Origin of the sequence: Winogradskyella poriferorum, assembly GCF_050618035.1 — a bacterium.
Lineage (GTDB): Bacteria > Bacteroidota > Bacteroidia > Flavobacteriales > Flavobacteriaceae > Winogradskyella > Winogradskyella poriferorum_A.
The window spans coordinates 337,551-349,206 of the sequence record NZ_JBODPY010000002.1 but is presented as its reverse complement, the minus strand read 5'-3'; the positions used below and the strand labels follow the sequence as shown (position 1 = coordinate 349,206).

Annotated in this window: 6 protein-coding genes; 4 read left to right on the top strand and 2 right to left on the bottom strand. The window is 36.5% G+C overall.

Features of this window, described 5'->3' with window-relative positions; all coding sequences use genetic code 11:
* Nucleotides 1-3: 3 nt before the first annotated feature.
* The 4 genes from ACRHOC_RS06380 (at nucleotide 4) to ACRHOC_RS06365 (ending at nucleotide 7,232) form a co-directional block, all read left to right on the top strand.
* Nucleotides 4-2,817 carry a prolyl oligopeptidase family serine peptidase gene (locus tag ACRHOC_RS06380; RefSeq protein WP_431157754.1) on the top strand — a complete coding sequence of 938 codons (2,814 nt, stop codon included), beginning with the start codon at nucleotides 4-6 and terminating at the stop codon, nucleotides 2,815-2,817.
* 21 nt (nucleotides 2,818-2,838) lie between these two features.
* A complete protein-coding gene (gene ggt, locus ACRHOC_RS06375; RefSeq protein ID WP_431157753.1) occupies nucleotides 2,839-4,551 on the top strand; it encodes a gamma-glutamyltransferase in 1,713 nt (570 codons plus the stop codon).
* Between the two features lie 41 nt (nucleotides 4,552-4,592).
* On the top strand, nucleotides 4,593-5,426 hold the full coding sequence (locus ACRHOC_RS06370) for a dienelactone hydrolase family protein (protein ID WP_431157752.1): 834 nt from the start codon (nucleotides 4,593-4,595) through the stop codon (nucleotides 5,424-5,426).
* A 138-nt stretch (nucleotides 5,427-5,564) separates the two neighbouring features.
* Entirely contained in the window at nucleotides 5,565-7,232 is a 1,668-nt protein-coding gene (locus ACRHOC_RS06365; protein ID WP_431157751.1) for a hypothetical protein, read from the top strand.
* Between the two features lie 534 nt (nucleotides 7,233-7,766).
* On the opposite strand, the gene ACRHOC_RS06360 is transcribed toward ACRHOC_RS06365, so the two are convergent.
* Together ACRHOC_RS06360 and ACRHOC_RS06355 are read right to left on the bottom strand one after the other, a co-directional pair.
* Entirely contained in the window at nucleotides 7,767-9,212 is a 1,446-nt protein-coding gene (locus tag ACRHOC_RS06360) for a transglycosylase SLT domain-containing protein (RefSeq protein WP_431157750.1), read from the bottom strand.
* 106 nt (nucleotides 9,213-9,318) lie between these two features.
* Nucleotides 9,319-11,625 carry a T9SS type A sorting domain-containing protein gene (locus ACRHOC_RS06355; RefSeq protein ID WP_431157749.1) on the bottom strand — a complete coding sequence of 769 codons (2,307 nt, stop codon included), beginning with the start codon at nucleotides 11,623-11,625 and terminating at the stop codon, nucleotides 9,319-9,321.
* Nucleotides 11,626-11,656: the final 31 nt, after the last annotated feature.

The following is an 11,656-nucleotide window of genomic DNA, read 5'->3' as shown; positions in this document are numbered from 1 at the left end:
TTTATGAGACTACTTGTAATCTTCTCCTTTTTATTGCTCACAGTTAATTTGAATGCACAAAAAAAAGTAATGCAACATGAGGATAAAGCCTTATGGAATAGAATTAGACCCGTAGAAATTTCGAATTCTGGTGATTATATGCTTTATAATCTTGGACCAGAAGAGAAAGATCAAACGCTTCATGTTCAAACAACCAATGGCGAGGAAATACTCTCCTATGAACGCGCAAGAGACGCTAGATTTTCATACGATTCTAGGCATGTAGCTTTTACAGTAAATGCTTATAAAGACAGTATTCGTGAAATGAAACGCAACAAGATGAAGAAGAAAGATATGCCTAAAGACACTTTAATTATCTATGATATAAATGGCAATTCAATTAATAAGATTGCCAATGTAAAGTCCTTTAGAATGCCAGAAAAATGGGGTGGTGTAGTGGCTTATATGCTAGAAGCGACAAAGATGAAAAAGAAAAAGAAGGATACGGCAAAAGCCAAGGAAAAGGATACATTAAAAGTAAAGAAGAAGCTAAAGAAAGTTTCAAAAGATAATGGCTTTCATTTGGTGATTAGAAACCTAGAAACAGGAACTGAAGACACACTAAAATATGTATATAGTTATGCTATTGCCAAAGAAGGTCGTCACTTGGTTTATGCAACTTCTGGTGTTGTTGATAGTCTAGGAGGAGGCGTATATCATTATGATGTTGATAAAGCTTCCAAAAGTCTATTATTAGCCAGTCATCATAAAACAAAGTATCCACAATTAGGGATATCAGATTCAGGCCAACGTGCAGGTTTTGTAGTCGACGCAGATTCAACAAAAAGTCTAATTAAAATGCCTAAACTCTATGTTTGGAATTTAGGAGATAAAGAAGCCAATCTCATTGTTGATTCAGAAAAGAATAATTCAGATCTATTGGTTTCAAGCGATCGTAGACTTCAATTTTCAGAAAATGAGAGTCGTTTATTTTATGGTTTAAGAACAAAGCCAATTGTTCAGGATACCACGTTGCTAGATGAAGAAATTGTCAACGTTGAAGTTTGGACCTATGATGAACCAAGATTATATACCGTACAAGAACTCGATGTAAGCGACGATAAGAAAAAATCGTATTTGAGCTTATATGATTTTGATAAAAAGAAAAGTGTTCAGATAGCAAACTTAGACTATGATTTAGCGCGTTATGGTGATGAAGGTAATAGCAATTATGCAGTAACTGGTAATCAAACCCCTTATTTATTACAAAGCCAATGGACAGCACAACGTCCTATGGATTTGGAGCGTGTAGATTTAAATACTGGAGAACGTAAGCCTATCGCTTCAAAAGTATATGGAGGTTCGGCTATTAGTCCAAAAGGGAAATACATGTATGGTTACAGCCGAAAGGATAGCACATGGTTTACCTATAATCTTGAGACTTTAAAGTATACAGCTTTAACTAAAGGGCGACAATTTTATAACGAGTTGCACGACTATCCAGATGATCCTTACAGCTATGGTTCTGCAGGTTGGACAGATGATGATGACAAATTTCTTATTTATGATCGTTATGATATTTGGGCTTTTAATCCAGAAACTGGAGCTTCAGAAAACCTTACTAAGGGTAGAGCATCAAAACTACGTTACCGCTATGTGCGCTTAGATAGAGAAGAGCGCTCCATACCAAATGATAAAGATTGGATGTTGAGTACATTCAATGAAGATTCAAAATATGGAGGTACAGCTTCCTATAACCCAAAACAAAAGGCTGTTAAGCAATTAATGGAAGGCCCTTATTCATATGGTCAGTTTAGAATGGCACAAAACGATAAGAAAAACCGCCTGATTTATACTAGAGAGTCATTTACTGATTTCCCAAATTTTTGGTCGACTAATACAAGTTTTAAGTCACCAAAGCAGATAACCGATGCTAATCCACAACAGAGTGATTACAATTGGGGAACATCAGAAATGGTAGAATGGACCTCACTAGATGGTAAATCATTACGAGGGATGTTAATAAAGCCAGAGAACTTTGATCCTAATAAGAAGTATCCATTAATCGTTAATTTCTATGAAAAGAGTTCGGATGGATTATATCGCCATCGTGCTCCAAGTTATGGTCGTAGTACAATAAACTATCCATTCTATGCGAGTCGTGGTTATGTCATCTTTAATCCAGATGTGTACTATAGAGATGGCTATCCAGGAGAAAGTGCGTTTAATTGTGTGATTCCTGGTGTGACGATGCTCATCGAGAAAGGATTTATAGATAAAGACAATATTGGTGTACAAGGTCATAGTTGGGGAGGTTATCAAATAGCCTACTTAGTGACGAAGACCGATATATTTAAAGCCGCAGAATCTGGTGCTCCTGTACCTAATATGATTAGTGCTTATGGTGGTATACGCTGGTGGACAGGTTTAAGCCGTCAATTCCAATACGAGCATACGCAGAGTAGAATAGGAGGCACACCATGGGAATATCCACAGCGCTATATAGAGAATTCTCCGATCTTCAATATCGATAAGATTAACACACCATTACTAATTATGCACAATGATGCTGATGGACATGTACCATGGTATCAAGGCATAGAGTTCTTTGTGAGTTTAAGACGATTAGGGAAACCATCTTGGTTCTTAAACTATAATGATGAACCACATTGGCCTTTAAAAATGCAGAATCGTATAGATTTTAATATTCGTATGGCACAGTTCTTTGATCATTATCTTAAAGGTGAACCTTTACCAGTATGGATGGATCGTGGTGTTCCGGCTATTGAAAAAGGAATTAATCAAGGCTATGAATTTATAGACAGCGATAAAGATTAATGAAAGAAAGTAAAAATTGCTATGAAATTAGAAAAATTAAAAAGACATACTTATTATTTAGTTTTTGTGCTTGCATTACCCGTTTTCATTCAAGCACAAGATCGTATTACAGGCGAAGCCTTTGCAACACGATCTGAGGTTTTAGGTCAGAATGGAATGGTAGCTACAAGTCACCCTTTAGCGACTCAGATTGGCTTAGATGTCCTCAAAGATGGTGGGAATGCCATTGATGCTGCTATTGCGGCAAATGCAGCGCTAGGCCTTATGGAACCTACAGGCTGTGGTATTGGAGGCGATCTTTTTGCCATAGTGTGGAATGCTAAAACACAAAAACTGTATGGTCTAAATGCGAGTGGTCGCTCACCACAGAGTCTGACATTAGACTATTTTGAAAAAGAAGGAATGACTAAAATACCTTCTCTAGGGCCTTTACCAGTAAGTGTGCCTGGAGCAGTTGATGGATGGTTTGAACTTCATAAAAAGTTTGGAACAAAACCGATTTCAGATATATTGGCACCAGCTATTTCTTATGCTGATAATGGATTTCCTTTAACCGAACTTATTGCTTGGTATTTACAACGCAGTGTGCCTTATTTTCAGTCAAAAGGGTTTCCTAATATCGAAGACACTTACATAAATCAAAATGGAGGTAAGTTGCCTAACGAAGGTGAGATTTATAAAAACCCATATTTAGCCAATACCTACAGAAAAATTGCTGAAGGTGGGCGAGATGCCTTTTATAAAGGAGACATTGCAAAAACTATTGGTGATTTCATTAAATCACAAGGAGGCTTTTTGTCTGCTGAAGATTTAGCAAATCATAAATCACAGTGGGTAGAACCTGTTTCTATAAACTACAGAGGCTATGATGTTTGGGAATTACCTCCAAACGGACAAGGGATAGCCGCTTTACAAATGCTTCAGATTTTAAAAGGTTACGACTTTTCTAATATTGAATTTGGAAGTGTAGAACATCTGCATCTCTTTACAGAAGCTAAAAAGTTAGCATTTGAAGATCGTGCCAAATACTATGCAGATATGGATTTCTTTGATGTACCTGTTGAAGAATTATTATCTGATGCATATGCCAATAAACGACGTGAGCAAATAGGTGATCGTGCTTCAACCTACAGTGCTGGTGAAATTTCAGAAGGTGATACTATTTATATGACGGTAGCTGATAAGGAGGGTAACATGATATCCCTTATTCAAAGTAATTATCGTGGTATGGGCTCAGCGATGGTGCCTCCTAAATTAGGATTTATGCTTCAGGATAGAGGAGAGCTCTTTAGTTTAAAACGTGGACAGGCAAATACTTATGAACCTGGTAAGCGACCTTTTCATACTATAATCCCAGCATTTATTACCAAAGATGGTAAGCCATTTGTAAGTTTTGGTGTTATGGGTGGTGATTTTCAGCCTATGGGACACACGCAAATCGTTATGAATCTCATCGATTTTGGTATGAATCTTCAGGAGGCAGGTGATGCGCCTCGGTGGGATCATACTGGTGGTGCTAGTCCAATGGGAAAAACCACAACTAATTCAGGCACTATAAGAACAGAGTCTGGAATTCCTTATGAAACGATTAGAGGGTTAATGGACAAAGGACATGGTATCGGCACGGCTAGAGGTGTCTATGGTGGTTACCAAGCTATTATGTGGGACGATAAGAACAAAGTATACCATGGTGCTTCCGAGAGTCGAAAAGATGGACAAGCTGCCGGCTATTAATAATATTACTATATTTAGGTAACTAACGAATCCTGAATAAAATGAGAAAGTCTATAATTATACTAGTGCTACTAGTGTTGGTCTTTGGTTTTTCCTGTAAAGACAATACTAATACAACTACTGAAACAGTCATAGAAGAAGTTGAAACGATAAAAATAAAAGGTACGGAAGTAACCTATGCTACCGATTCTACCAATTTGAAGGGGTACATCGCCTATAACGAAAGTATAACGACAAAACGACCAGCAGTTTTAATTGTACACGAGTGGTGGGGCCATAATGATTATGTTAGAGAACGTGCCGATATGCTTGCAGAATTAGGGTATACAGCTATGGCCATAGATATGTATGGTGATGGTAAGCAGGCCTCACATCCAGAAGATGCAGGGAAGTTTGCTCAAAGTGTATTTATGAATCTACCTGAAGCAAAAGCACGCTTTAATGCGGCCGTAGACCTTTTGAAGCAGCACGATATGGTCGATGGTGATAAAATGGCAGCCATAGGTTATTGTTTTGGTGGGAGTGTGGTCCTCACCATGGCGAATAGTGGTGCAGATTTAGATGGTGTTGCGGCTTTTCATAGTGGTGTTGCTTTACCTGTAATGCCAAATGACCAACTAAAAGCTCGTGTCCTAGTATGCAATGGAGGTGCAGACCCATTTGTTAATCCAGAATCGGTGACCACCTTTAAAAAGGCCATGGATTCTATTGGGGCACAATATGAATACATTTCTTATCCTGATGTCTTGCATAGTTTTACGTCTAAAGCAGCAGATGCCAATGCCGAAAAATTTAATATGCCTTTTGCCTATGATGCAGATGCCGATGCTAAATCTTGGGAGAGTCTTAAGCAAATGCTTAGAGAGGTATTTTAAGATTAAACAAGTTTGATTAATTAATCACCTCAAACTGTAACATTTCTGTGTTATCGTGGTCTATTAATACATAGACAGGAAACTGGCATTGCCAAATTTCTTGCGGTCTAAAAACAGAATCAATCAACAATCAATCCTATGAAACCACCAATCAATCGTCTGTTTCATGTACTTATTTTTGTACTGGCAGTTTTTTTAGTTGCACCAATCAACGCACAAAATAACCCAACAACTGCAGAATGGCAGGAAGACCTGCGTTTTCTTCAAAATACGGTAAACGAACAATATCCTTTCTTATTTAAAAAAGTAACATCCGAAACCTTTAATACAGCTGTGGATGAATTCCATGAAGCTATTCCAACACTAGAAAAACATGAGATATTAGTAGGTTTTCGAAGAATCGTGGCGTTATTTGAATATGGTCATACCGTTGTAGGAAATCGCGATGGTATTATGGACTTCCATAAGTTACCAGTGAATCTATATCATTTTAAAGATGGTGTTTTTATTGAAGGTACACAGCAGTCTCACAAAGCCATATTAGGTGCAAAGCTTCTTAAAATAGAAGGTGTAGAGGTAGAGGAGGCCATTAACTTAATGCGACCTGCTTTTCCTGTTGAAAATGAACAATTTTATAAGGGCTATGGTATTAATTATTTGAGTATACCAGAGTTTTTACATGCTCAAAAGATTACTGAATCCTTAAAACAATCGATCACACTCACCGTAGAAAAAGAGGGTAAAACCTTCGACTATACTTTAGAGTCGATTACACCAGATCAAATCCGTACAAGTTATGGTTACATTACACAAGATGAAGAATTATTAAGTTCACGTAATCAAGAGGTTACACCGTTATACTTAAAGCATTTAGATAAGATCTATTATTACGAATATTTACCTGAAGAAAAGACGGTTTACGTACGTCATAGCCAAATACAAGACGATCCATCAGAGGATATACCAACATTCTATGCCAAGCTGTTTGACTTTATTGATACTAATGACGTGGAGAAACTCATATTAGATGTACGACTCAATGGTGGTGGTAATAATTATAAGAATAAGCCAATCGTCACTGGCATCATTAAATCCGAAAAGATAAACAGGCCAGGGCATTTCTTTGTTATTGTGGGCAGACGTACATTTTCAGCCTGTCAGAATCTTGTAAACGAGTTGCATAACTATACTAATGTGGTATTTGTAGGCGAACCTAGTGGTGAGAATATTAATTTTTATGGTGATAATAGACGTGTATTATTACCAAATAGTAAGTTACCAGTGTATTTATCCTTTGCGTGGTGGCAGGACAAACCACAATGGGAAAACGGCGATTGGACGATCCCACAAGTACCAGTAGACATGACCTTTGCTGAATATGCTAATAGTGAAGATCCTGTATTAGAAAAAGCCTTATCCTTTAGTACAGAAGGGTTTATATTAAATCCTATGGAACATCTTACGAATTTATTTATGGCAGGTGATATGGAACGTTTACAGCGCGATACCATGGCAATGGTAAAAGATGAACGTTATAGCTTTATTGATTTTGAAGACCAGTTCAATAAAGCGGCTTTTAATATGATTGGTGGTGAGCGTAATGATGGCGCATTATTAATATTGCAATTAACGACAAAGGCGTATCCAAATTCTCAAATATCTTGGAAGAACTTAGGTGATGCATTAGCTGTTGCCAAAAACTTTGATGACGCCAAAGCGTCCTATAATAAAGTTATTACTATAAATCCTGAAAGTGCATTAGCTAAAAGTGCTCAATCTGCTTTAGATAAACTCAACAAACAATAGAAAATTAATCGTGAAGATATAGAGGAGATGATTGTTGGTCTCCACAAATACTATTTTACATAATATAAATTATAGAACATTTGTATAATAAGGTTTGATAGTCTATCTAACAGATATTCTGCTATTAAACTAAATCTATTTATGATTAATAAACAAAAAACTCTTGAGGTCCCGTCAAGAGTTTTAAGTGTTTTTACGTTAAATGTTTCTTTTTAGCGATTTATACAAATCAATTACTTTATGTTTCATTCAACGTCTGCATTAAAGTTATCTATACATTCAGCCAATTAAAACAATAATATTAACCTATAACTTCACTATTTTATCATAAAAAAAGCACCAAAAAGGTGCTTTATAGTTATTAGTAAGGGAATAACCTAGCTATAACTAGGTTGGATATCAAAGTTACCCTAACTGAACTTCGATTGCTCAAAAATAATAAAATTATGCATGCATAAGACTAATCCAACAAAGTTTAACTTACTTGTTATTAACATACTATGTCAATAAAGTATAAGTTACCTTCTAGAACAATTAATCTATAAACTGTTTGTAATGGTTATAGCGTTCAAAAATCTGCGCTATATAATTTACGGGTTCTGAGCCACGTACATAACCATATTTTACAACTTTATGGTTGTAGTTTTTTGGATAACGTAAAGCGAGTAGCATATCCTCTACACTATCTTCCCATTGTATTGGGTCTAATCCATTAACCTCGGCCAATCGTTGTGCATCTTGTACATGACCAAGACCACAATTATAAGAAGCCATAGTAAATTTAATACGGTTGAGCTTATCTGGTATATGTGCAAATTGTTCATACAATTGCCTAAGGTATTTAGTACCACCTTTAAGGCTTTGTTCAGGGTTGGAAGGATCACTAATATTTAATGCTTCTGCGGTGTTTGGCATAACCTGCATGAGTCCTTCTGCGCCTGCCCACGAACTTGCTGTAGGATCAAAACGCGATTCCTGATAGACCTGAGCTGCTAACAAACGCCAGTCCCAGTCTAAGGTTTTGGCATAGCTTTTAATAAGATCGTCATAACGACTTATCTGATTATTGGTAAGACTGTAATAATCGCTCTTAGTGCGTCTTTTAAAGGAGCGCTTGTTTTTAAAGTACTTGTTGTATACAATATTAAAGGCCTTCTTATTTCGTCTTGATAGAATCCATTTATCAATTTCTGCTCTAAACAGTTTTGACTTTTTGCGCGTAACCCAAGCAATGCGTTGCGATAAAGAAATTGGAACATCAATCTTTAATATTGGACTGTAAGACGCATTTATTTTAGCAAGATTCTCATCGGCAATAGTATACTTAATCTCACCACTCACCACCTTATCTATGATTTCTCCTGTAGACAATGAACTGTCTAAGGTATCTATAATTATATCGCCTCCAATCTCATTAGATAAGCTCTGTAAACGTTCAAAATAAGAGGAATTCTTCCGCACTGAAACCGTATCGCCAATAAGTTCAATTGGATCGTTTACCACCGCTTTACTCAAAGACTTATACGACAATTGTCTGTAATTATCGGGTTTGCGTTGCACTAATACTTGTCGTGTGAGATAGAGGTATTCTGTAAAATCAACTTCCCATTGTCGTTGCTTTGTAATCGTCATTCCATGAGCAACAAGATCAACATCGCCTCTATTAAGAACCTCAAATTCATTGTCCAGATTTTTAGACACAACAATCTCTAACTTAAGATTTAAATGCTCGGCAAGCTGTCTTAGTAATTCATACTCAAAACCCATGGGTTGTCCACGGTATAAAAAATAACTGGTACTACTATAGACCACAAGGGCTCGTAAAACACCATCTTCTTTAATCGTATCTAAATCACGATCTACAGAATTGGCTACAATAGGATTGTAATCTTTATCGGTTTTTGAAGCTTCATTTTGGCAAGTAGTTAGTAGCAAAAGCCAAAGAAAAAGAATGATATGCTTGTTAGGGTTGCTCATCATATACACTCAAATATAGTAATTATTACCAAAGTGAAATATGACTATGCAAATCCCAAAAGCATATGGTATAAACAAAAGTTTAAATTCAGAAATATTTAAAGTAAGCTTATCTAATAATTACTTTTTGACTAATCCTCTTGTTTCCATCAACGATTTCAACAACATAAAGACCTGAAGTAAATTGACTTACATCTACTGTATTGTAACTAGATGCAGTATTAAGAATATTGTGTGTTACACTTCTACCTTGAAGATCATAAATTGATATGTTCGTATTCTTAGATAATGACCCATTAATCTGTAATTGCTTCAAATTATTATCTACGAATAATTGAATCGTACTTAAATCAGCTTCAGGATTTGACAAAACCTGCGAAGAAAAATGAATATAAAAGCGTCCGACACCTACCAACTCCGTATTAGGTGTAAACACATAATCACTAGTATTTAAAAGTGTCCATTCGTTTTCAACATTATCCTCTAAGTAGACATTAATACCACTTGGTAATGTATAAGATGGATCTAATCGAATTGTTCTTTCCTCTAAAGCTGGTGATTTTACACCTAAAGACACAACAATATCTGATAAATCTGAAAATGGTAAGGATTGATTGTATAGCTCTACACCTTGATTGTTTTCTACCAGATGCGTGAAAATTCCATCGGCACTATTAAAAATGGCACCAGTATCATATCCAGGGTCTAAGCCTCTCGTATTAATATCCCTAAAATAAATGTTAGTCTCATAACTAACGTCAGTATCTAACAACAATAACATAGTGTGCGCATAATTGGTAGTATTAGTACGACCAGCAATAAAGTCGTCATCAGCTACACCTGTCCTTGTATCTGCAAGATTAAAACTAATTGTCCTACCGCCTCCAGTATTAGAGGCCACAAAGAAGCCTTGTCCTGGTGCGATAGTGGAATTAGGATCTGTATTTAAATCCCATATGGTCCAAACGCTTCCGTCAGAATCATCGGCATCATAACCATAAATTGCCACGTTGTTTACATCAAAATTAGAAGCATCATTTGAAGCGAAAAAACTACCAATTCGTAAAAAACTTGGTAGAGGATTACCTATTAAATTCCATTTGCCAAAAGTCCCAGTACCAACCGATATGGTAGCATCACTATCTGCAGTTACTAGACTGCCCTCAAATGAAACCGTACTACCATCTACAGTTGCAGATCTATAACCAACAGTTGAGCCTAATGCATCATCACCATTAGTCGTAGAGTCCAAATTATCATAAGAATCCATATCCTTATTAAATGTGGCAAATGCAATTACTGAACCACTAGACACAAGATTTGGATTTGCAATTACAAAGTCTCCAAAATCGGATACTGTTACTGGTGGTGAAATTAAATCGTTACCTCCCGTAACACCTGCACCACCAATGTTTGTATATCTATTATAAATGGCATTTGTAGCACTTATGGTTCCTCCATTAAATCTTATACTAGAATAGCTATTTGAAGAGGACTCAAATTCTGCAAGGGTATTAACTGTAACTGTTCCACTAGTTAAATCTAGGCCAGCTCCGGCTTCAAGAATTAAATTATCACACGTAATACTAGCAGATACAACTGGCGCTCCAGATTGAACTATTAATGCTCTGGCCGTTCCTGTTGAGGAAGGATCGCTTGGCGTCCATGTGGTACCATCATATCCAAAATTAAAAACTGAGGGCTCGAAGGATACAGATATATCATCAATAGAATATTCATCTCTTGAACCACTTCCTCCATTATCATTACCAGTCCAACGAATGTAAAAATCTTGACCATCCGCAATAGACAAACCTGTAATTGTAATTCCTCTCAAAGAAGATTCCCAAGTTGGATTTGTACTCTCACCTTGTATAGTAGTAAAATCCATTGAAGGTACTGCAGTATAAGCAATATCGTCCGTACTATATGATAAATTTAAACTATTGCTTCTTTCTTCATTATTAAAAGCATTGAGAAGATATTCTATATTCACTGAGGTTACCGTAGAACCTGTTTGGTTTTGTGTTTTAAGTGTAATGGTTCCAGGTGTAAAATCTGATCCACCTGGTTGGATACCAAACGAGTAATTGCCAGTACTTGTCTCAAAGGCGTAGATACCTCCTGTAGTCTTACCACCAGTTGATGTTCCTCTTGCGAAATCACCAGTAATATTTGATCCTCCAAAAGCTAAACTTCCATCACTAAATCCTGCAATTGCCCAAGCATCTGAGTCCAATTGACCCGTTGCTGGCGTTGGTGTAAAACCCGATGCATCAAAAGCTCCATTACTTACATCAGAAACTGTAGAGTCAAAATCAATTGTAAACTCTGTATCTGTTGCTGTAATCTGTAATTGGCTATGGCTAAAAAGTGAAAATAATAATGCGAGGGGGACTAAATAAAGATATTTCATGGTAATAATAAATTACTAAGGTGGATTGATT

What these genes read in the sequence shown, in the direction of transcription:
- ACRHOC_RS06380 (WP_431157754.1), top strand. Translation starts at nt 4, where the DNA reads ATGAGACTACTTGTAATCTTCTCCTTTTTATTGCTCACAGTTAATTTG.
- ggt (WP_431157753.1), top strand. Translation starts at nt 2,839, where the DNA reads ATGAAATTAGAAAAATTAAAAAGACATACTTATTATTTAGTTTTTGTG.
- ACRHOC_RS06370 (WP_431157752.1), top strand. Translation starts at nt 4,593, where the DNA reads ATGAGAAAGTCTATAATTATACTAGTGCTACTAGTGTTGGTCTTTGGT.
- ACRHOC_RS06365 (WP_431157751.1), top strand. Translation starts at nt 5,565, where the DNA reads ATGAAACCACCAATCAATCGTCTGTTTCATGTACTTATTTTTGTACTG.
- ACRHOC_RS06360 (WP_431157750.1), bottom strand. Translation starts at nt 9,212, where the DNA reads ATGATGAGCAACCCTAACAAGCATATCATTCTTTTTCTTTGGCTTTTG.
- ACRHOC_RS06355 (WP_431157749.1), bottom strand. Translation starts at nt 11,625, where the DNA reads ATGAAATATCTTTATTTAGTCCCCCTCGCATTATTATTTTCACTTTTT.